Annotated in this window: 17 protein-coding genes; 13 read left to right on the top strand and 4 right to left on the bottom strand. The window is 40.6% G+C overall.

Annotation, left to right across the window (positions count from 1 at the left end):
- Window positions 1–39: 39 nt before the first annotated feature.
- Window positions 40–3,027, bottom strand: a complete 2,988-nt coding sequence (locus tag R2S10_RS08855; protein ID WP_316840093.1) for a glycoside hydrolase domain-containing protein — start codon at window positions 3,025–3,027, stop codon at window positions 40–42.
- Between the two features lie 241 nt (window positions 3,028–3,268).
- Between R2S10_RS08855 and R2S10_RS08850 the strand changes: the two genes are divergently transcribed.
- Window positions 3,269–3,784 carry an azurin gene (locus R2S10_RS08850; protein ID WP_316840092.1) on the top strand — a complete coding sequence of 172 codons (516 nt, stop codon included), beginning with the start codon at window positions 3,269–3,271 and terminating at the stop codon, window positions 3,782–3,784.
- 10 nt (window positions 3,785–3,794) lie between these two features.
- Here R2S10_RS08850 and R2S10_RS08845 read toward each other — a convergent pair whose 3' ends face one another.
- Window positions 3,795–4,373, bottom strand: a complete 579-nt coding sequence (locus R2S10_RS08845) for a DUF417 family protein (RefSeq protein ID WP_316840091.1) — start codon at window positions 4,371–4,373, stop codon at window positions 3,795–3,797.
- Between the two features lie 66 nt (window positions 4,374–4,439).
- Window positions 4,440–5,306 carry a helix-turn-helix domain-containing protein gene (locus R2S10_RS08840; protein ID WP_316840090.1) on the bottom strand — a complete coding sequence of 289 codons (867 nt, stop codon included), beginning with the start codon at window positions 5,304–5,306 and terminating at the stop codon, window positions 4,440–4,442.
- Between the two features lie 32 nt (window positions 5,307–5,338).
- On the opposite strand from R2S10_RS08840, the gene R2S10_RS08835 reads away from it, so the two are divergent.
- The 10 genes from R2S10_RS08835 to R2S10_RS08790 all read left to right on the top strand — a co-directional run bounded on the left by R2S10_RS08835 (window position 5,339) and on the right by R2S10_RS08790 (window position 17,547).
- Window positions 5,339–5,980 carry a Crp/Fnr family transcriptional regulator gene (locus R2S10_RS08835; protein ID WP_316840089.1) on the top strand — a complete coding sequence of 214 codons (642 nt, stop codon included), beginning with the start codon at window positions 5,339–5,341 and terminating at the stop codon, window positions 5,978–5,980.
- A gap of 67 nt (window positions 5,981–6,047) precedes the next feature.
- Complete coding sequence (locus tag R2S10_RS08830; RefSeq protein ID WP_316840088.1) at window positions 6,048–6,842, top strand: sulfite exporter TauE/SafE family protein; 795 nt, start codon at window positions 6,048–6,050, stop codon at window positions 6,840–6,842.
- A gap of 63 nt (window positions 6,843–6,905) precedes the next feature.
- Window positions 6,906–7,472 carry a YeeE/YedE family protein gene (locus R2S10_RS08825; RefSeq protein WP_316840087.1) on the top strand — a complete coding sequence of 189 codons (567 nt, stop codon included), beginning with the start codon at window positions 6,906–6,908 and terminating at the stop codon, window positions 7,470–7,472.
- 26 nt (window positions 7,473–7,498) lie between these two features.
- Entirely contained in the window at window positions 7,499–7,912 is a 414-nt protein-coding gene (locus R2S10_RS08820) for a DUF6691 family protein (protein WP_316840086.1), read from the top strand.
- Between the two features lie 137 nt (window positions 7,913–8,049).
- On the top strand, window positions 8,050–9,405 hold the full coding sequence (locus R2S10_RS08815; protein ID WP_316840085.1) for an MBL fold metallo-hydrolase: 1,356 nt from the start codon (window positions 8,050–8,052) through the stop codon (window positions 9,403–9,405).
- Window positions 9,406–9,609: 204 nt separating this feature from the next.
- Window positions 9,610–10,188: an RNA polymerase sigma-70 factor gene (locus R2S10_RS08810; protein ID WP_316840084.1), complete on the top strand. Its 579-nt coding sequence runs from the start codon at window positions 9,610–9,612 to the stop codon at window positions 10,186–10,188.
- Window positions 10,189–10,260: 72 nt separating this feature from the next.
- Complete coding sequence (locus R2S10_RS08805) at window positions 10,261–11,412, top strand: FecR family protein (protein WP_316840083.1); 1,152 nt, start codon at window positions 10,261–10,263, stop codon at window positions 11,410–11,412.
- A 319-nt stretch (window positions 11,413–11,731) separates the two neighbouring features.
- Complete coding sequence (locus tag R2S10_RS08800; RefSeq protein WP_316840082.1) at window positions 11,732–14,962, top strand: SusC/RagA family TonB-linked outer membrane protein; 3,231 nt, start codon at window positions 11,732–11,734, stop codon at window positions 14,960–14,962.
- Window positions 14,963–14,974: 12 nt separating this feature from the next.
- Complete coding sequence (locus R2S10_RS08795; protein WP_316840081.1) at window positions 14,975–16,432, top strand: RagB/SusD family nutrient uptake outer membrane protein; 1,458 nt, start codon at window positions 14,975–14,977, stop codon at window positions 16,430–16,432.
- Between the two features lie 5 nt (window positions 16,433–16,437).
- On the top strand, window positions 16,438–17,547 hold the full coding sequence (locus R2S10_RS08790) for a metallophosphoesterase (protein ID WP_316840080.1): 1,110 nt from the start codon (window positions 16,438–16,440) through the stop codon (window positions 17,545–17,547).
- A 329-nt stretch (window positions 17,548–17,876) separates the two neighbouring features.
- Here the strand turns inward: R2S10_RS08790 and R2S10_RS08785 are convergent, their stop codons facing one another.
- The gene (locus R2S10_RS08785) at window positions 17,877–18,749 is read right to left on the bottom strand and encodes a LysR substrate-binding domain-containing protein (protein ID WP_316840079.1); all 873 of its coding nucleotides are present in this window, start codon (window positions 18,747–18,749) and stop codon (window positions 17,877–17,879) included.
- A gap of 131 nt (window positions 18,750–18,880) precedes the next feature.
- Here R2S10_RS08785 and R2S10_RS08780 point away from each other — a divergent pair, with 131 nt between their 5' ends.
- On the top strand, window positions 18,881–20,101 hold the full coding sequence (locus R2S10_RS08780; protein WP_316840078.1) for an MFS transporter: 1,221 nt from the start codon (window positions 18,881–18,883) through the stop codon (window positions 20,099–20,101).
- 59 nt (window positions 20,102–20,160) lie between these two features.
- Window positions 20,161–22,326, top strand: coding sequence for a S46 family peptidase (locus tag R2S10_RS08775; RefSeq protein WP_410478970.1), 2,166 nt, complete (start codon window positions 20,161–20,163; stop codon window positions 22,324–22,326).
- The last annotated feature ends 63 nt before the right edge of the window (window positions 22,327–22,389 follow it).

Raw genomic sequence — 22,389 nt, 5'->3', positions numbered from 1 at the left:
CCGCCCTTTCAAAAAGGAGCGGGGATTTTTTTTAGAGGATTAATTTTCTTTGATCACCAGCATATAGCCTTTACCTGCCGGAACAGGAATCTCCTGATCTAAAGTATAGCTTGCTGCAGGCTGGAAGTTTTTGATCTCCGCTGCAGTTATAGTCGCTTTCGCAGGGTCGATGCCCAATGCTTTCCAATCGATTGCTAATCGAACATTGACAGCTATTGGTGCCCAACTAGCCATTGCCACTAACACGCTTTTATCTTTCTTGTAAATGGTGACCGGTACATTGGCGTTATTACTTTTTACCGGATTGTTTTCTACCCAGTAACCGATCATTTTGCTGCCTTGCATCCCAAAGTTATCCCATACCTTCCAGATTGGACGTGGATCCGCGCCATCGCTCCATGGCATCCTGTTGGTCATGCCGTAGAGCATACCTCTCCAGGCATTTCCTCCGTCCTGCAGCATTTCGCCCATTAAGCCAAAAGGAATTCCAGATACTTCAGTCAGGAAGAAATCAGGACTGTTTTTGTCGTAGTAGAAATATTCACCAAACCAAAGTCTGTTCAGGTAAGGGAAATGTTCCATATAAAGATTTGCGCTGTTGTTGAAGCCATCGCTTTTATTGTACTGATTGGCGGAGTGTAAATCGATGATCCCCGGATGTCCGTCTTTTGTTAGTACTCTTTTTATCCGCTTCATCGTAGTACGATCAAAGGCCACATCATCAAGATAAATACCATCAATTCCTACATTTTGTACCAGCCAGTTCATGCCTTCCACATAGTAATTGTGCCATCTGCTCATGCCACTGTTTACTACTGCTGCATCTTTGATTTCCGGTACATACCAAGCCGCGATATAATCTTTACCCAGGTGTTCCTGTAGCCAGGAATAGCCTCCGCCAGTTCCAGGAGAGTAAATTTCATGCCCAAGGCTGCGCAAAGGGAAGGTTTCATAAGCACTGTTAGACAACTCCCTCACGGTATTGTAGATCTTCACTTTTAAACCTTTCAAATGCGCCTCATTGATATATGATTTCATCTCTTTATGCGCAATAAAAGGATAATTGATAAAGGGATTTATTGGGGTAGCATGATGGATATTGATCAGGTTTGCGCCCGTTGCTTTAATCGTATCCAGGTTGTCATATTTATGATAAAACCTGTTGCTCCATTGAAAGTCAGTATTGATCGGGTGGAAAGGAGTGATCAGTAAATTGAAGTTATAATATAAGGTATCTCCCTTCTTCATGTTTTGAGCGCCACTGTAGTTGTCCGACAAAATAGATTTCCCTTTTTTAAACACATCGATACCACCTTTACCTTCATTTCCCCAGGAAGTAGGGAGTAACAAAGGCTTCTGTAGGTAGAAATTAGTGTTTAGTGGGCGGACGTAATGGTTGTCTTTTAAAGTGTATTGTAAGCCCGCATTGACATCGCCAATCCATGCACCATCCTGGTTTTTGTTCGCAACATCCCATTTCCATTTTAGCGTGTCAGGTCGGTAGCCACCTTTCAATCCTAGGCCCATCATGTATTTGGCCGCTTGTTCTGTAAAAGGAATGTGCAAACGGACATCATTTAATGAGATGTCCTGCAAAGCGATGATCCTCACGGTATAAGCAAGAAATCCATCGAATTCTATGTTTCCGTCAACTTCCATTTTTAGGCTGTCGGAAGTGTTCGTAGTATTCCATCTTACAGTTCCTGGACTTTGTTCGGTAAAGGTTAAAGGGCCGTTTTTCCAGACCAGGTCCTTGCCTTTTGTGTTTTTTACATGGAAATGAATCGGCTCTGTCAGGATGTCTTTTCCTATAGTCGAAAATTCAGTCATTTCCGGAGTAAAAAACGTCTGGATCTGCGCAGGGAATCCATCTTTGTTTAAGCTTATTTTTCTGCCCAGCAAAGCGATGCTTTGGTCTTTTACCAGCAAGGGAATGTATGGAGCAATCACTTCATTTTTCTGCGCCAGGCTAGAGTTTAACCAGGTTAAACGGGTTTGCTTCCAGGGTTCGTTGATACCTCCATCAGCCAGGATCTTAGTACTCACAGTCAGGTTTAAACGAATTGGGGTAGCAGGAACGCCATTGGCAGTAACAGTAATGGTGCCGGTATAGGTTCCTGGAATGGCATTCTTTGGAAGGTTGGCCAATACCCAAAGGGCTTGAACCTGCGTTTTAGCTACGTCAACTGTTTTGCGTAAAGTTTGCGTATTCCAGTTCGTTCCATCAGTATTTAAACAGGAAAGTATACTGGCCGGGAGACTTGCACCGGTTTTACTTTTCAGGTCGCTGAACTTTAGTTGAACATTTTTGATGTCCTGCTTTACAGGGTAAATACCCAATTGAAAAGCATAATGCTCTCCTTTAGCAGCTGTTCCGGAGAACTGATGCTGTAAACCTTTTAAGATCCAGCGCTGCGGTAAATCATCGACCATCTTTATCGGATTCAGGCGGTCTTCCGGAAATACAAGATAGGATTTTTGGGGATGTGCCTGGATCAGATCTTTAGTTTCTTTTGCAGTAGCGATGACTTCCATCGGGTAATTGCTGTTCATGGCATTAACCGATTGGATCTCCTGGACTTTGACGGTTGCTAATTTAGCTTCGAAAGTCGGCCAGGAAGGGTTTGTATTGGCTTTTCTCTTGAGGTAAACTGCATTGGGGTAATTGGAACGGCCGTCTACTTTGTAGGGTTGATAATAGAGATAATAGGTGCCGATTCCAGAGCTGGGTTCAAAATAAATAGTGCCTTGCTCCCTGTTGATTTCTCCAACCTTGAGTTGTTTTACCATTTGATTGGTTTTCGCATCTACTACCCAGATTTCCTTTAGTTCGGGCTGTAGGTCTCTTCTGCGCCAGGGGATGATAGCTTTGGCTACAGCTCCATTACTGGTCACATTTAGTACCACGCGGTGGTTTCCCAGGGAGTCTGGGTTCCATGAATCTTTCCCATTGGTATATTTCAGTTCCTGTGCCGATGCAGACCCGGCCAGAAGCACCAAAATAAATGGTACAAAGTATTTTTTCATAAAAACGGTTGTGTTGATTTTTAACTAAAATTAGTTGTTATTTAGATGCAGTGTGAAAAATAATCAACGCAATCGTTTGATCATGAGTATAGATATCTTGAAGGGGGTTTCGTAAATAAAAATTGGCCTAAGTAAACAATGTTTGGGACTTCATTGTTTTAGAGTAAGGCTTGGCAGATTAAAAAGTATCCTCATAACTTTCATCTGTATGGCAATAGCTTTCGAATTAAAATCCATGAAAATGAAAAGGTCTTACGGTATCACAGCATTGGTAGCAATCTTAGTACTTAGTTTTAGTTCCTGTGGCGGAGGGAAAGAGGATAAATCAGGAACGAACTCAACTACCGAGGAGCAATGGGCACCTCCACCGGTGGAGGAAATCAGTAATACGCTAAACTTGTCAGCACATGATGAAATGAAGTATGATCAAACGGTGTTAAAAGCCCTTGCAGGGAAGCCGATTACCTTAACATTTACGCATATTGGGACCATGGATAAAAATGCGATGGGACATAATTTTGTCCTGCTTAAACCAGGAACCGATATTGACGATTTTGCGAAAAAAGCCTTGACTGAAAAAGCCAATGACTTCATCCCACAATCTGAAAGCAGTAATATTATAGCGCATACAAAATTACTCGGAGGGAATGAATCTGATACCATCGAATTCACAGTTCCTGAGAAAGGTACCTACGACTATATCTGCACCTTTCCCGGACATGTGGCTACAATGAGGGGTAAACTGATTGTAGAGTAAGTTTTTTAGCTTAAGAATGCTGTTTTTTAGCCAGGTATTGTCTGGCCGAATCAGACAATGCCGTAAAAGCCCCAGCCATCATAATCAGGTCTTTCACAACCAATCTTCCTCTGGCAGAAAGTAAGGGAAAGCCATTGTTTGGATCTCCAAGATCTGGAACCCAGGAGTCTTTGGTCGTGATTAAAAAGGAAAGAGTAACGATTGACATGATGATCACCAATGCAGCCCCTGCCAAGCCAATACCAGGATGGTAAGTGTTTAACAATAGCATGATTCCCATTATTACCAATACAGCTCCTAGTCCATAAGAGAATAAATAGGTATGATTTGCAGTATGCCAGGCAATTTTTTCATGATTGGCTTCTCCTTCTTTTTGCATATACGGCTTGTATTCGTCAGGATGCGCGTAGAGGAAGGACATCACCGGAGAGTTGGCTACAAAAGGAACAATCCCTTCCGCCTCATAGTTGTAAACTTTTAAAGCACCAATCCAGATGAGTACTATGGCGATGGCAATGCGGATGAAACGGATACTCAGCGATGATAAACCTGCTAAGGTTTGAAGTAAAGAGGAAAATTGACCTGACATAATCTTAAATTTTATGGGCCAAAGTTCGGAATCATAGGGCGGTTAAGCCATGGACATTACCTGCGATTAGATGGACAAATCAGCCACAATAGATATTCCGGTCTTTTCTCTGAAGATTTGAGGGGATACGCCTGTCATCTTTTTAAAGAAACGGCTGAAATAGTATTCATCCTCAAAATTAAGCGCATACGCTACTTCCTTAATGCTTTTCCGGGTAAGGTGGAGTTGTTTTTTAGCTTCTAAAACCAATCGCTCCTGGATGAGGGTGGTAGGTGTTTTTCCAAAATGTTTTTTGCAGCGCTTGGTAAAGGTGTTGGGATTGAGGTGTAGCAGGTTGGCATAGTCGGCAGGTTTTCGCAACTGCAGGAAGTTTTCTTCCAATGCGCTTTGAAAGGATTCCATCAGTTCTTCCCTTGCCGGCTGTACTTTTGTTGTACTGGTTTTTAGTTTAATGCGACTGGATTGGGCGAGGAACAATTGCAGATAGGCAGTCAACACCGCCTCATTTGGCTGCTCCTGATGTAGCTCTGCTTTTAGTTGGCCTAATAAAAAGTCAAATGATTGCGCTTCTTCAGGTACTAAAGTGATGGAAGGTTCCAGAAAAATATTGTTGAACAAAAGGCCATTACAAGCCACTTCTGCTTTATGGTAAGCGATGCAGTAGAAATCACCATGAAACTGCAACATCATGATTTTCCCCTTTGGGACTTCTTTAAAATGAATGGTTTGGAAGGGTGTTGCAAAAAAGATCACTGGGCCTTCAAATGGGAAGTTTCCAAAATCCGCCTGAAAAGAACCTTTGCCATTGGGAATCAACAAAATGGTATAGAGCGGATAGGATACCGGCTCTGCAAGTTGTTTCGCAGAAAGCTGTGTAAGGGATAACAAGGGGGCACCTGAAACCGAAATGATCTTTTTTTCTGTATATTTCAATTGTTGTAATTTTGGTCAATATCTATAAAAATATGAATTCATCCAGTATAAGCAATTATATCAATACGCTTTTTCCTCAATTTGAACCCGCTTTAAGACAGTTGTTAATTGAGCAGGTAACGATCAAAGATGTTAAAGCTGGAGAACACCTGATGCAAACCGGGCAATATTTTAGGTCTACGGTACTGATTGTAGAAGGTAGGGTGAAGTTGTACCGGGAAGGTAATGAGGGGAATGAGTTTTTTATGTATTACCTGCAACCGGGAGAAGCCTGTGCGCTATCTATGATCTGTGCGGCTAAACAGGAATCCAGTAAAATCATGGGAAAGGCGATCGAGGATAGTACAATTTTGATGGTGCCGATTGCTTTGATGGATCGGTTAATGAAGGAATTTCCAAGCTGGTATTATTTTGTGATGGAAACTTACCGCTCCAGATTTGAAGAATTATTGCTGGTGATTGATAGCATCGCTTTTAACGGATTGGATGAAAGGCTCAGCTTTTACCTTCAAAAACAAGCGGAGCATCTTCAAACAAATGAGCTAAAGCTGACACATCAGGAAATTGCCTCCGACTTGAATTCTTCTAGAGAAGTGATCTCCAGATTACTGAAGAAAATGGAACAAAAGGGCGAAATAAAGTTGTATAGGAACTATATTGAGTTGAAAAAATAAAACTCGGTGACAAAAGTCACCCTAAGTAAGGTGCAGAATCTACATCTTTGTCCTAAAGGATTTAAATATGGAAATTGTTGCATACCTGGCCTCGGCGCTAATTGGTATTTCATTAGGGTTAGTAGGCGGTGGTGGTTCCATTTTAACTGTTCCTGTATTGGTGTATTTGTTTGGGATTGCACCATTAATGGCCACTTCTTATTCTTTGTTTATTGTAGGGAGTACGAGTCTGGTTGGGGCATATCAGAATTATAGAAATGGACAGGTACAGGTGAGAACCGCCTTGCTATTTGGTTTAAGTTCGGTTAGCACTGTGTGGCTCAGCAGGAAGTTCCTGATTCCAGCCATTCCCCCGCATATAGCCTCTTTTAAGCATTTTGAGCTTACCGAAAATATGTTGATGATGAGCCTTTTTGCTATCCTGATGCTGATCGCTGCAATAGCCATGATCAGAAGCGGAAAGGATAAAACAGCGGAAAGCGCTCCTGCAAAAAACTTAAATCTGCCAAAACTAATGCTGTTTGGCGTTGGTATTGGTTTAACTACTGGACTGTTAGGTGCCGGAGGTGGTTTCTTATTGATTCCAACACTAGTGGTTTTGCTGGGATTGCCGATGAAGGAAGCGATTGGTACTTCCCTTTTTATCATAGCGCTCAATTCCTTAATCGGATTTTCCGGAGACCTTGGTCATTTTAATATCGACTGGATATTTTTATTGAAGATTACACTGATTGCCATCCTGGGGATCTTCATTGGTGGTAATCTGAGTAAGAGGGTAGATAGTAAGAAACTGAAAATTGGTTTTGGCTGGTTTGTTCTGGTTATGGGGATTTATATCCTGACTAAAGAGCTTTTTTTTTAGAAAGAATTGCCTTTTGCTAATGCTATAGATGGAATATAATAAATAATAGAAAAAAATAATAAGATGAATGAGATGTTAGAATTTATAAGACAACCCTGGCCCTGGTACTTTTCGGGCCTTATGATTGTAGTGATTATGTTATTGCTCAACTTTTGGGGTAAATCCTTTGGTTTTTCGTCCAATTTAAGAACGATGTGCAGCATAGCCGGTGCAGGGAAAAAGGTTAAGTTTTTTGATTTTGATTGGAAAACGCAACGATGGAATTTGTTGTTTTTAATTGGTGCTATTGTTGGTGGCTGGATTTCTTCCACCTTCCTTTCCAATCCTAATGCATTGGAATTATCTGCTGCTACAGTAAAGGACCTTGAGGGGATGGGAATTCAATTTAATGGGCAATTAAATCCTGATGAGTTGTTTAGTCTGGAGGCGCTGACTTCTGTGAAAACCTGGCTGTTGTTACTTTCAGGAGGAGTTTTGGTTGGCTTCGGTTCGAGATATGCTGGGGGTTGTACTTCCGGTCATGCGATATCAGGCTTGTCGAACCTGCAATTGCCTTCTTTAGTAGCCGTAATAGGCTTTTTTATCGGAGGATTGATCATGACCTGGTTGATCTTACCTTTCTTGATTTAAGGAATCACATTATTAAAAATTAACACATGAAGTCATTAAAATATATACTTGCCGGCATACTCTTTGGCATTATCATGAGTAAATCAGAAGCGGTATCCTGGTTCCGTATTCAGGAGATGTTTCGCTTTCAATCTTTTCATATGTATGGAATTATTGGAACAGCAGTGGTACTTGGTGCCCTATCCGTTTTTCTGATTAAAAAGTTTCATTTGAAAGATTCAGAAAATCAACTGATTCAATTTCCTGAAAAAGACAAGCGCTATAAGAAGTACATTATTGGAGGTACGATTTTTGGGCTGGGTTGGGCGCTAACCGGTGCTTGTCCGGGACCAATGTTTGTGAATCTTGGCTATGGCTACCTAACGATGGTTATTGTCATTTTTGGTGCTTTGCTGGGAACTTACCTTTATGGATTGTTAAAAGATAAACTCCCACATTAAAATAGGAGGATTAAATGATCAATAGCTTAGTGCTGTGTGATTTTAGTCACAGATTAACTGCCTTTTATTGCTGAAATTTGTATAGTAATAAATGCCAAAGGGTATAGTAATTAGGTTTTTACGTTAAATAGAATAAAATGATTATAGAACAGTTTAAAGATGAATTTTTAGCACATTACAGCTATGCAATACTGAGTGAATGTGAGCAAAAGATCGTGCTGATAGATCCTGCACGTAATCCTGAACCCTATTATGAATTTGCAAAGAAGTTTGATGCTCAAATTATTGGGGTCATAGAAACACATCCACATGCCGATTTTGTAAGTAGCCACCTGGAGATTCATGAAACAACTGCTGCAAAAATATATGCCCATAGTTTAACAGGAGTTGCTTACCCGGTAATTCATTTTGACGAGGGTGAAAGCATCAGTTTTGGTAAAATAAAATTAAGCAGTATCCATACTCCGGGCCATTCTCCAGACAGTATTTCGATATTGTTGGAACATGATGGAAAGGCAAAAGCAGTTTTTACCGGAGATACGTTGTTTATCGGTGATTGTGGCCGTCCGGATTTAAGAGAATCTGTGGGAAACTTGCAGGCGAAAAGGGAAAAACTAGCACTTCAAATGTACCATTCGCTAAGAGATAAATTAATGGTACTGGATGATGAGGTATTGGTTTATCCTGCCCATGGCTCCGGCACTTTATGTGGTAAAGCCTTAAGCACGGCAAATTCCAGTACTATTGGTGCAGAAAAGCTGAGCAACTGGTCGCTACAGGAAATGACGGAGATAGATTTTATTAAAGAACTGACCACAGATCAACCATTTATTCCTAAATATTTTGGTTATGATCTGGACCTGAATAGAAAGGGTGCCCCTCATTTTAGACCATTGGTGGATCAGGTGAATGTGATCAAACAACCGGAACTGGAAGAGATCAATGCCGCCATTATAGTGGTGGATGCACGTCAGGAAGCTGATTTTAAAGCAGGTCATTATCCAGGAGCAGTGAATATTGTTTACGGTAAAAAGTTCGAAACCTGGCTTGGAAGTATCATCAGACCCGGTGAACATTTTTATTTAACAGCCGCCAACGCTCTGGAGCTGCAAGAATTAATTTATCGTTCTGCAAGTATAGGATATGAAGGCTTTATTAAAGCTGCATTTGTGACGCATTCTGGAGATGTATTCATGCCGGTATTGCCTTTGGAATGCTTTATTGCTAATCCAGAGGAGTTCACCATTATTGATGTCAGGAATGAAAATGAAGTGAGAAATAAAAAGGTATTCGACAATTCCATGAACATTCCCCTAGGAGAATTAAGGGAGCGCATTCAGGAAGTTCCGGCAGATAAACCAATTGTGGTACATTGCGCAGGAGGGAGCAGAAGTGCTGCCGGAAGTAGCATCATCGCTGCGGAATTTGGCGCAATAACTCCTGTTTATGATTTGGGTGCCATAGTTCGTGATTTTGCGAAACCTGAGGAATAAGCATGGAGGACTAAGTCCATTTTCTTAAGATATTAGGCAATAAAAAAGCAATTGAGCCCTGGTTAAAATACCTTAATGTAACTAATCATTAGTGTTTTAGCTGGGGCTTAACAATTTGTTTACATAGATTCTAACTCAGTTTTACAGAAAATTTAATTAATATTGAGGAGGATCTTCCAGAAAATTGGTAATGAATCCTCAATAATGACCCCGTATACCACTTTAGCCGATTCTGATTTAGTTGTCTTTTTGAAAAATGGCGACAAGGCTGCTTTTACTGAGATTTACAATCGGTATAAAGGCTTGTTGTATATCCACGCCTATAACAGACTTAGAAATCAAGCGGAAGCTGATGATGTGGTGCATGAACTTTTTGCGGCACTCTGGACCAAAAGGGCAGAGTTGGTTTTAAAAACACATTTGTCGGGCTACCTCTATCAGGCCGTTAGAAACCGGATTATTGACCTGATTTCCCATAAAAAAGTAGCTTCGGAATATATGGTCTCACTACAACATTTTATTGACCATAGTGCAGCTGAAACCGATCATCTGGTACGGGCAAATGAGTTGGCAGCCTTGATTGAAAAAGAAATCACCGCATTGCCACCAAAAATGAAAGCAGTTTTTGAGCTGAGTCGAAAGGCTAACCTTAGTCATAAAGAAATTGCTACCCAATTGGAACTCTCCGAAACTACGGTAAAGAAACATGTCAATAATGCGCTTAAAATCCTCAGAGGAAAGTTCGGTATACTAGCTTATCTGGTGTATATCAGCTACCGTTAAAAATATTTTCATTTTCTTTTACGCCCAAAGGCCTAGCTAACCGTCTATAGGTTAATTAGCTTAAAAAGAGGTATGCAGGCACAAGAATTATTAGAGAAATATAAAGCAGGGAATTGTACAGATGCGGAAAAAGCAATTGTAGAAACCTGGTATTTGAAATTCTCCAAACCGGCAACTGAGCTGAGTCATGATCAATTGGAAGAGGCTACAGACCGGATCTGGGAGCGGTTACCTATTCATGATCATACAGAAGAAATACCTACTCCTGTTAAAAAGTCTTATTTATGGCCTCGTATTGCCGCTGCTGCCGCAGTATTGCTGGTCACAGGCATCGCCCTCTTTATTTTTAAAAGTAACAGTCCTTTAACTGATCCTGATTTATCGGCAACAGCAAACTATGGTGCAAAAGCTCCCATCCTTCCAGGAGGGAATAAAGCAATATTGACGCTTGCAGATGGTCAGCAGATTACACTTGATGAAGCCGGAAATGGGAAACTGGCAGAGCAATCGGGCATTACCATTACTAAAACCAAAGATGGCCAATTGGTTTATACAGTTTCTGCAGCTGCAAACGCCCTTAAAACCGCCATGAATACTATTGCGACTCCTAAAGGCGGACAATACCAAATCAACCTTCCGGATGGCACAAAAGTATGGCTCAATGCCGCATCTTCTTTGCGTTATCCTACTGCATTTTCAGGGGAAGAACGTGAGGTTAGTCTAAGTGGTGAGGCCTATTTTGAAGTGGCCAGATCAATACCTAAGAAATCTTTTAAAGTGTCTACCAGCAAACAAACCGTTGAAGTATTGGGCACTCATTTCAATATCAATGCTTACGCGGATGAGCCAAGTACAAAGACTACTTTATTGGAAGGCTCGGTAAAGGTGAAAAGTAATGCAGGCGAGGACCGTTCTATGGTGCTTAAACCTGGTCAGCAGGCAGCCCTAACTGATCGTCAACTCCTTGTTAATTATGGAAAGGAAGAGGAGGCTATCGCATGGAAAAACGGGGTATTCAAATTTGAAGATGAAGATCTGCAAAGTGTGATGCGCTCCGTAGCACGCTGGTATGACCTGGATGTAGTGTATGAAGGTACGCTTCCAAGCCGACAGTTCTCTGGTGAGATTGATAGAAACAGTAACCTGTCGCAGGTACTGGACATCCTCAGCTTCTTTAAAGTGCATTTCAGTGTAAACGGAAAGCAGATTACAGTGAGGCCTTAACCAGCAGGCTTAAAATTAAAAAATTATAAATACCAAACCATATTCACCAAACAAACCCATTCAGAATGAAAACAAAACTACTAGAACACTGACCACCACAAGGGATAAACAGCACCGGTTTTAAGGTATAAAAAGAACCGCAGAAGTGTTCGAGCACAACTGCGGTAAATGCTGAGTTAACCCTTCCCGGAAAAGATCCGGGACAAACAATTTTGCTAACTATTCACGGTATTAACCCAAACATTACAAAAGTATGAATTTTAATGCTATTACTACAGCTATGTCTAAGACATGGCTGCCCCCTAAATTGCTACTTATTATGAAGTTGACCACAATCTTATTGTTTCTGGCTTTTATGCAGGTCAGTGCAAAAGGATATAGCCAAATCAATTTAAAAGAGAAGAATGTCCCGCTGGAAAGGATTTTAGAATCCATCAAAAAGCAAACGGGCTATGTGTTCTTTTACGATAGTAATGATGTCCGCCAAACCAGGATGTCGATTGAAGTAAAAAACGCTTCTTTGGAAACTGTATTAAGGGAATGTTCAAACGTGCTTCCTTTAACCTTTAAGGTGGTTGGAAATAATGTCTTGCTGAGAAGAAAAGACCTGAGCATTTCTATGACCAATGATGCCTTTAAAATGGTGGTGTTGAAAGGAAAAGTTTTGGATGAAATCGGAAAACCGTTGCCAGGCGTGAGTATTGTCCTGACCAGTGATGATTTTAAACAAAACACCCAAACCAACAGCAATGGTGAATATGCCTTTAATCTTTCAAAATCCGGTAAATATCAAATGACTGCCTCTTTTGTAGGTTATGAGAAATTTGTATCCAATATAGAGGTGAAAAATGCGGATGTGATGGCCAACATTACATTGGTTCCTTCTAATCAGGATCTTGCTGAAGTAATGGTTGTTGCTTATGGTACGCAAACGAAAGCTTCCTACACGGGTTCTGCCAAAATGTTGAAAGCAGCTGTGATCAACGGTAATCCAAATGCGAGTGTTCAGGAAACTTTACAGGGAAATGTGGCTGGTGTTGCAGTATCTAGTGGTTCAGGACAGCCAGGTGCGGTTCCTAACGTAAGGATTCGTGGGATTGGTTCTGTTACTGCAAGTAGCAGTCCACTTTATGTAGTGGATGGAATTCCTTTGGAATCCGGACAAATCAATGGATTGAATAACTTTGATGTGGAGTCGGTAACGGTATTGAAAGATGCTGCTGCGGCTTCTATGTACGGTTCAAGAGCAGCAAATGGTGTAATCTTAATCACTACCAAATCTGGTGTTGCTGGTAAAACAGTGATCAGTGCTTCTGCTCAGGTAGGTACAAACAGGGTGACTAAAGTTAAAGGTCATGACTTGTTGAATACCGGCGAGATGTTAGAACTGTTAAGAGAAGGTTGGGCTAATAAGAAAAATGATCCAGCCCTTTTTGATAAACAAATGGTGACTGATGGGGTAAATTCTGCAGTGAATACTGACTGGTATGATTTACTAACCCGTAATGGAAACTATTCTCAATTTGACCTTTCGGCGAGTGGTGGTACTGAAAAAACAAAATTCTATATTTCAGGAAGTCACTATGTAGCTAAAGCAGCTTTATTGGGTTCAGAGTTTACTCGTAGTACAGGAAACTTGAAATTGACAAACCAGGCTACCGACAAGCTGTCGTTTTCTGGTGGATTACAAGTGAATTACCGTAAAAACCAAACTCAGGCAGATGGCGGAACTTTCGGAAATCCAGTGCGTATGTACACACTTTATCAGCCTTGGCTAAGAGCTTATAACGACGATGGTACTTACGATTTTAGCTATTACAATCGTTATAACCCGATGGCTCAGGTAAAAGAGAGTTATGATAAAAGCAATTCTTATGGGATGCTGGGTAATTTCTTAGCGAAATATCAAATCCTTCCTTCTTTATCTATTGAGAACCAGAGTAATATCAATTTCTTGTATAGAGAGCTGATCAGCTATAACAAATCTGGTGTAGGTACTTCGCGTTCAGATGGTGGTAGAGCAACTAGTTCTACAGCTAGAATGAGCAATTTTGTAAATACCCTGATTCTTCGTTACAATGAAACTTTTGGTGATTTTGGCTTGAAATCTTATGCAGGTTATGAAGAACAAATCGTTGATGAAGTAGGAAACTATGTTTCTAAACGTAACTTCCTGCCTAATACTTATACTTTAGACAATGCTTCCATCTTAACCGGTGGTGGATCTACCGCAACAGGTAATTCCCTGAGCTCAATTTTCTTCAATGCTTCATTTGATTATTTAAACAAGTATTATTTAAGTGTTTCTTCTCGTCGTGATGGTTCTTCCAGATTCGGTTCAGAAAAGAGATATGGTAATTTCTTCGCTCTTGGTGCTTCATGGAACATCAGCAAAGAAAACTTTATGCAAAATCAGAATGTGATTTCCGACTTACGTTTCCGTACCAGTTATGGTGTAAATGGAAATCAGGACATCGGGAATTTTGATTCCAGAGCTTTATACAACGGTTCCAGCTATGACAATGCTCCAGGCTTGGTATTCGCCAACTATGGTAACAACTTGCTGACCTGGGAGAAAAATAAGCCTTTCAATGTGGCCCTTGATTTTGGTGTGTTGAACAACCGCTTAACAGGTACTTTTGAATACTACACCCGTGCTACTTCAGACTTGTTACTGGACAAACCAATTTCGGCAACCAATGGTGTAACCAGCTTTACGGATAACATCGGTGCCATGAGAAACTCAGGATTGGAACTGGAATTAAACAGTGTCAATGTGAAACCTGATAATGATGGCTTTGGCTGGAATACCAGTTTCAACATCTCTACCATGAAGAACAAAATTACCAAATTAAATAGCCCGCTTGTGGGTGGTAGTTACAACCGTTTTGTAGGTGGTGATTACTATCAATTGTATCTGGTAGGCTATGCTGGTGTAGATCCTGCAAATGGGGATGCATTGTGGTATAAAGATGGTTCAAAAACAGAAACTACAAACGAATATAATAAAGCTACTCAGTTTAATCAAGGTAGCGCTTTACCGAAAGTATTTGGTGGTTTAACGAATGCGTTTACTTACAAACGTTTCTCATTGAGTTTCATGCTGTATTTCAACTTGGGTAATAAAATCTTTGATAACTATGGTGCAACAAGTTTCAGCGATGGTTCAGGAGGTTTTGCGCCAACTACTAAGATGACACGTTACTATTACGAGAACAGATGGACGCATGAGGGTCAGGTTACAGATCAGCCTAAAGTGGTGTTCAACGGAACGCAATCGGGTTCTTCTTCTCAAAGTTCTACCCGTTTCCTTTATGATGGTGATTATATACGTCTGAGAGATGTAACGCTAGGTTATCAATTGCCTGATCAATGGATCAAAAAGCTGAACTTATCCAGCGCAAGAATCTATTTCAGAGCGAATAACCTATTTACTTACATCAGAGATAAACGCATCAGCTTTGACCCTGAAGTAGGTATTGACGGATTTGCAGATAAAAATATTCCAATTTACAAAACTGCCCTTCTAGGTCTTGATCTTAAATTTTAATTACAGCTACAGATGAAAATGATAAAATATACCTCAAAAATATTACCATTAATTGTGGTGGCCTTGTCCTTTGGCGCTTGTAAAAAGGACCTTCTTAATATTGATCCTCAGCAACAAACTGATGTGGAATTGGTGGTGATCGATTTACCAACTACTAAAGCTGCAGTAATGGGTACCTACGGACTTTTGCAGTCCGCTTCTTATTATGGTCGTAACATGATGATTTTGCCAGATCTAATGGCAGATAATATGTATATCAGTAAGAAAAACTCTAAAAGATATATCAATTACGATTCATATACAGTAGCTACAAATGATACCTATTCAAATGCTACCTGGAATATTTTATACCGTACCGCGGTGAATGCCAATATCATCATTTCCAAAGGGAAAGTATTGACGGTTCCTGAATCAGAAACTGCTGAGGTAAACCACCTGTTGGGAGAAGCTCATGTGTTAAGAGCTTTGGCTAATTTTGATTTGGTGCGTTTATATGGTGCCCCTTATAATGCTACTGTAGACGCAAGCCATATTGGTGTACCGGTAGTAAGCGTGAGTGGTACCAGTAAAGAAGATATCATCAGTCCAAAGAGAAATACAGTAAAAGAAAGCTATGCGCTGATCGTGGCAGATTTAAAAAGAGCAGTAGAGATTTTGCCAATTGCGCCAGTAGGTTTTACGGCCAGCAATAGAGGTCACATCGGTCATTTTGCTGCAGAAGCCTTGTTAGCAAGGGTATATCTGTACATGGGCGACTATGTGAATGCAGAGCTTGCCGCTACAAACGTGATCAATAGTGGTAAATATACTTTGTTGAGTAATGCGAATTACCTGAATTTCAGGACTCAGAATAACTCGGAGTCGATCTTTGAAGTACTTTTCAATACCACCAGCAACAATGGTACAGATGCTTTATCCAACTTCCTGACTCAAGGTGGTAGTTATGGTGATGGCCTGGCAACCGAAAATCTGTTCAATGCTTATAAAGCAACGGATGTGAGAAGAGGTTTTATTGTGAAAGGTAAAAGAACGGGTTCAGGTGGTGAAGATCCAGCTTATTTGATCACGAAGTACAATAACATCAGTACTTATGAGGAAGGAATCAAAGTGATTCGCTTCGCAGAAGTTTACCTGATCCGTGCAGAAGCCAGAGCAAAACAAACTGGAAAGGATGCTTTAGCAGCAGCTGATCTTGATGTGATCGCTAAACGTGCAGATTTAACAGCAACCACAACTACAGCAACAGGACAGGCTTTAGTGGACCTGATCATCGCAGAAAACAGAAAAGAATTCGCTTTTGAAGGACACCGTTTGTTCGACTTAACGCGTAATAAACTGGCCTTTACCAAATATGGTATGAGCGATCTGATTATTCAGATTCCTAATAATTCTTTGAAAACCGTTCTTCCAATTCCTTTGAATGAGATGAACGCAAATCCAAACATGGAACAAAACGAAGGTTATAAATAACAATTATGAAATTACTAACGATAGCCTTGCCGCTGATTTCCAGCTTGATCGCATTTTCTTCCTGCGCTGCCACTCCTTCAGGAGACGGTCCTTATGTGTTGTACAAAAACAACCAGATTGAAGTAAGGAGTATTGTGATGGAAAACGGTGTGCAGAAAGTAAAACTAGAAACCTATCCCATCAGTAAGAAAGCTGAGGTACCGGTAAATGTGGAATTTTCTGAGCATCCGGAATGGAGCTTCTCGGTAAAATTGCAAGCCGCAGTTAAAAATGAACCTGCAGAATTTAAGCAACCGGATAAGTTGCTTGCCCTTTCTGATATAGAAGGGGAGTTTGAAGCACTTAGGAAGCTCCTGCTGGCCAATAAGGTGATGGATGAGCAATACAACTGGACTTTTGGTAAAGGACAGCTGGTGATCTGCGGTGACTTATTTGACCGCGGACAAGAAGTGCCGGCCACCATCTGGCTGTTGTATAAGCTGGAGCAAGATGCGAAAGCTAAAGGAGGGTATTTACATACCATTCTTGGCAATCATGACATCATGAACCTAAGCGGCGACCTGCGTTATGTAAAATCAAAATACTTCGATAATGCTAAGCTGATGGGCTTGGATTATATGCAATTATATGGTCCGGATGCTGAGCTTGGTAGATGGTTAAGAAGTAAAAACCTGATCGAAAAGATTGGTGATAACCTTTGCCTGCATGCAGGTGTAGCGCCTGTCATCAATACTTTGAAGATGAGTTTAAAAGACATCAATAACCGTTGCAGACCTTATTACGATCAATATAAAAAACCAGGGATGATTCCTGATAAAGAAGTCATGATGTTTTTTGATGGTACACGTTCTTCTCTATTCTGGTACAGAGGATATTTTGTAGAACCTAAGGCAACAGCAGCAGAAGTAGATCAGACACTGGCACTGTATAAGGTGAAAACCATTATCGTTGGCCATACGATCACCGATACCAATGTAGGCTTTTACTATAAAGGAAAGGTGTTAGGAATAGATGTGAACCAACACGCAGGAAAACATGAAGGTGCTTTATATGAAAATAAAGTCTGGCATAAAATCGATACCACAGGAAGTAAAACTTCTATCGGTACTTATTAATTAAGGAAATGAGCTCCATTCTATAAGGAGATCATTCCGAATTCTAAAACAGCTGCCTATCCAAAATAGGCAGCTGTTTTTTTTGAATCAAGATCTGATAAACTTAGCACCTTCTAAGTAATCATTCTTTATTTTAAGCTATTTATTTGTTAATTAATGATTTAATTAATGGATATTATCAATAATTTATGTTATTTTTAATCCTTGTATTTAGAGAGATTTGGATATTTTGATAATACTGGCAATATTTATTGTCGGTTGCTCCTGAAAAAAGGGGCGATCAAATACATTCCGGGGGGAGTGGAATATTCCGATATTGATCCGCTCTCTTATACTATCTTCAGCAGCTCTTCGATAAAAAGAGTTGCTGATTTCTTTCTAAACGCGCCTTTCTGCCACAAAATATAAGCTTCTTTATACAACTCTTTCCCTGTGATGGGTATTGCTACGAGGTTTTCCCAACCAGTAATCGCTTTTTCATTGATGATCGTAACCCAGTTTCCGGTATCGACCAGGGAAAGCAGGGAATGGGTATCATTCATTTCTATTTTAATGTTAGGAATAATGTTGTTTTTCTTAAAGATTTCATCCAGCATATCCCTTGAGCTGAATCCTTTATTGGCCAGGATCATTTCCGTTTGTGCCAACTCTTTTAATGAGATCCGGTTTAATTTCGAGAGGGGGTGTTTTTTAGAAGTCACCATCTTTATTCGGGAAGAAAACAAGAGCTGCATCTCGAGTCCCTCATTGTCGGATTGCTCATGAAAGGCCAGGATAAAATCAAGGTCTGCGGTTTTTAGTCTGGCTTCCAATGCGCCGGCGATGCCGGATTCTATGTGCAGCTTTATGCCAGGGTATTTATTGGAAAAAGGAGTGAGGGAGGGAAGTAATAAGGAACTGAAGGCATAGGTAACTCCAATCCTCAACTCTCCGTTCACGAGGTTATTCAATTCAAAAATCGCTTGCTTAGATTTCTTGATTTCCAGCATGATCTGTCTGGCATGATTTAGAAACAGTTTTCCCGCCTCAGTGAGTTGTACATGTTTTCCCACCCGATCAAAAAGTAACATTCCCAGTTCTTCTTCCAGCTGCTTTACCTGTTGAGATAAGGTAGACTGGGTAACGAAACATTGCGCTGCGGCCTCAGTAAAGTGTAATAATTCGGCGGCTTTAATGAAATAACTGAGCTGTCTGAATTCCATAATGAAGGGGGTTGAGATAGAATAATCAATCGTTAAAACTAATGAATATCATTAAAACTATCAATTTTACAAATATATTCTTTATCCCGAGATTTGTGATCAGACGATAAAAGCTCATTAAATAAGCCCGCATGACATTATTCAGATCACTCAAATCCCGCAACTTTAAACTGTTTTTCTACGGACAATCTATTTCCCTGGTGGGAACCTGGATGCAGAAGACGGCTGTGAGTTGGTTGGTGTATCAATTGACGGGATCGGCCTTATTGCTGGGGGTGGTAGGCTTCGTAAGTCTGATTCCTTCCTTACTGTTATCTCCCTATGCTGGGAGTTTAGTAGACCGCCATAATCGTTATCATATTCTGGTGCTTACTCAGGTTGCCTCCATGGTTCAGGCAGCTGCCCTGGCAGGAATCATATTCTTTGGGTATTACAACATCCTGCTCATCATTGCACTCAGCCTGATTCAGGGGATCATCAATGCATTTGATATGACCTGTCGACAATCACTGATGGTGGAAATGGTAGACCATAAAGAAGACCTTCCAAATGCAATCGCACTGAATTCAACAATGGTGAATTTTGCCAGGATCGCTGGTCCTGCGGTGGCAGGGATTATTTTAAGCACTTTCGGTACGGACTTTTGTTTTATACTGAACTTCCTGAGTTATATTCCGGTGTTGATCTGCCTGTTCATGATGCGTTTAAAGGTAGTGCTGATAACGAAATCTGAGAAAAGCATCTGGACAGAGCTGGAAGAAGGATTTAAATACGTTTCCGGCGATAAAAACCTCAGCAGTATGCTGATCATGATCGGACTCAGCAGCTTATTTGTGATCCCTTTTAATACGCTCATGCCCATCTTTGCCAAAGATATTTTTAATGGTGATGCAAGAACATTCAGCTGGTTTGAGAGTGCTGCCGGACTAGGTTCTATCATCAGTGCGGTTTATCTGGCGAACCTAAAGCACAGCAATGGCCTGATGAAAATGGTGGCGATAGCTGGCGGAATCCTGGGAGGGAGCCTGCTTTTTCTTGCCTACGCACCACAATTGCCAGTAGCTTTGTTTTTCATGACGCTGACCGGGGTAGGGATGATGGGACAAACTTCTGCCATCAATACTTATATACAAACACATTCAGTTCCGGAGATGCGTGGCAGGGCCATCAGCTATTATGTAATGGCTTATCAGGGAATTCTTCCTATCGGTAGTCTGCTCATCGGTTGGCTGGCAAATGTAATGGGCCCCAGACCAGCCATCTTCCTGGAAGGGCTGATTGGTATCGCTGCCACCATTGGTTTCGTCATTTATAGGAGTAAATATACCCAGAGAAAGACGGTAAGCTTGTAATTTATACCTATTAATGGTCACAATTACTTAACTTTGGTTATCACTAACTAATTTATTATATCATGAGAAAAACAGTTTATCTGCTGTTGTGTGCAATGGTTTTGTCCTTTGCGAACACGGTTAAAGCAGATGAAGGGATGTGGATCCCAATGCTGATAGGAAAGAACTATGAGCAAATGAAGAAGCAAGGTTTCAAGCTAACCGCAAAAGACCTTTACAATGCAAATGGTTCTAGTTTAAAAGATGCTATCGTTCATTTCGGTGGCTTCTGTACTGGAGAGATTGTTTCTGATAAAGGACTGATCTTTACCAATCACCACTGTGGTTACGATGCGATCGCTTCGAATTCTACTCCACAAAATAACATCCTTGACAATGGTTTCTACGCTAAAAATTATGGTGAAGAAAAACCTATCGACGGATTATTCGTTAAATTCCTATTGAAAATGGAAGATGTAACACCTCAGGTGGAAGCCGCTACAAAAGGTCTTACAGGTGCTGAAAAATCTTCTAAAATGTTAGAAATATTCAATACGATCTCAAAAGCCGCAGTAACCGGCCCAACCATCGAAGCGAATGTAAAAGACTTTTATAAATCTAACCAGTTTATCCTTTTTGTATACGAGCGTTTCGACGATATCCGTTTGGTAGGTGCGCCTCCTCAAAATATTGGTAAATTTGGTGGTGATACTGACAACTGGGAATGGCCTCGTCAAACAGGAGATTTCTCGGTGTTTAGAGTATATGCCGGTAAAGAAAATAAACCTGCAAAATATACTGCAGCAAACGTTCCTTATACCCCTAAAAAGTTCCTTCCGGTTTCTATTAAAGGTGTGAAAAACGGTGATTTCTCTATGGTTTATGGATACCCTGGTCGTACGGACAGATATTTAACCTCTTATGGTGTTGATCTTGCTACTGAAAAGGTAAGTCCTACTATCGTTAAATTGCGTGATATCCGTCTAAAATCATGGAAACAAGAAATGGATAAAAGCGTTGATACGCGTTTAAAATTATCTTCTCAATATGCGAATATTGCCAACTACTGGAAGTATTTTATCGGTCAGACTGAACAGTTGAAAAGACTTAAAGTGGCGGATTCAAAAAGAAAAGAAGAGAAAGCTTTCACGGATTGGGCAGCTCAGAAAACAGAATTTGCTGGTCTGATGGAACAATATGCTCAGATCTATAAAGACATCGACCCGATCTCTGTACAACGTACTTATATCAATGAAGGTTTTATGGCTTCTGCATGGGTGCCTAATGCTATTGCTATTGTACGCTCTTACGCTGCCGTAGAAGCGAAAAAAGGTGATGCTGCTTTTGCTGAAAAAGTAAAAGCAAGTCTTCAGACTGCTGCCAATGCTTATGAGGAAACTTATGTAGAGCCAGCAGATAAAAAGATCTTCGCTAAAATTCTAGCTTCCTTCTATCAAGATGTTCCGGTAAAATCTCAACCTAAATTCTTCGCCGAAATCGCTGAGAAATACTGGACAGGAAATCCTGAAACTACTTTTGAGAAGTTCGCCGAATACCTATGGGAAAACAGTAACCTGATTAAACCAGCGAAATTGAAAGCTTTCTTAGCTAGCAACCCTTCGTTAGAGGCAATCAAAGCTGATCCAGCCTATAAATATGCTGCTAATGTTTACCCTCCAGATTACATAAAAGCCAACTTTGGTTCTTTAGTAGCTGATTTTGAAACTAAAAAAGCAGAACTAGATCATCTATACCTGAAAGCTACTCTGGAGAAAAACAAAGGTAAACTGATGTATCCAGATGCAAACTCTACCATGCGTCTTTCTTATGGAAATGTTCAGGATTACTCTCCTAAAGATGGTATCGTGTATAAAACTACGACCACTATTGATGGTATGATGAAAAAATACATTCCTGGCGACAGTGAGTTCGACCTTCCTGCCAACCTTATCGAAAACTATAACAAAAAGAATTTCGGTCAGTATGGTAATAACGGCACACTAACTGTAAACTTTATCACCAACAATGATATTACTGGTGGTAACTCAGGTTCTCCGGTAATCAATGGTAATGGCGAGTTAATAGGTCTTGCTTTTGATGGTAACTGGGAAGCAATGAGTGGAGATATCGCTTTTGATAAAGAATTTAAACGTACGATCTGTGTGGATGTGCGCTACGTATTGTGGTGTATTGACGTGTTAGGTGGTGCGAAAAACATTATCAACGAATTGTCTATTAAAAAGTAGTCTATTCGAAAATAAAGGATATTCGCTCTTTTCCTACTCGAATCTTTGCTGAAGGGCAAACCT

The sequence above is a fragment of the Pedobacter gandavensis genome (assembly GCF_032678745.1).
Lineage (GTDB): Bacteria > Bacteroidota > Bacteroidia > Sphingobacteriales > Sphingobacteriaceae > Pedobacter > Pedobacter gandavensis_C.
The sequence above is the reverse complement of the archived record's forward strand: the minus strand, read 5'-3'. Positions and strand labels throughout refer to the sequence as shown.